Source organism: Streptomyces sp. NTH33, from assembly GCF_003236365.1.
Classification (GTDB): Bacteria; Actinomycetota; Actinomycetes; order Streptomycetales; family Streptomycetaceae; genus Streptomyces.
The window spans coordinates 1-684 of record NZ_POTZ01001051.1; the positions used below are offsets into that span (position 1 = coordinate 1).

Below are 684 nucleotides of genomic sequence, written 5' to 3' on the forward strand. Positions count from 1 at the left end.
GAGGACGTCGTGGGACGGTCGGTGGCGGACCTGGGTCTGCCCACCCCGCTGACAAGTGCGTTGCTGGCCTCCGAGCCGCGGGTGGACGAGGTGCACCTGACCGCGTCGCGGGTACTGGTGGTCAACACCTCGCCCGTGTCGGGCGGGGAGCGCCGGGGCACGGTGGTGACCCTGCGGGACGTCACCGAACTGCAGTCGCTGATGGGCGAGCTGGACTCCGAGCGGGGCTTCACGCAGGCGCTGCGCTCCCAGGCGCACGAGGCCGCGAACCGTCTGCACACCGTGGTGTCGCTGATCGAGCTGGGGCGGGCGGAGGAGGCCGCGGGGTTCGCCACGGCGGAGCTGGAGCTGGCCCAGGCGCTGACCGACCAGGTGGTCTCGGCGGTGAGCGAGCCGGTGCTGGCCGCGCTGCTGCTCGGCAAGACCGCGCAGGCCAACGAGCGGGGCGTGGAGCTGGTGGTGTCCGAGGACAGCGGCCTGGACGACGGGCTGCTCCCGCGGAGCCTGCCGCCCCGGGACCTGGTGACGATCCTCGGCAACCTCGTCGACAACGCGGTGGACGCGGCGCGGGGCGGCCTGCGGGCGCGGGTGACGGTGACGGCTCGCGCGGAGGGCGCGGAGCTGGTGCTGCGGGTCGCGGACACCGGGCCGGGAGTGGACCCGGCCCACGCGGACCTGGTGTTC

The 684-nt window shown here is 74.7% G+C and carries 1 protein-coding gene; it reads left to right on the forward strand.

Going from position 1 to position 684, the window contains the following annotated elements:
- Positions 1-684, forward strand: a 684-nt coding sequence (locus tag C1I97_RS38405; protein WP_258382954.1) for a sensor histidine kinase, incomplete at both ends; no start/stop codon positions are given.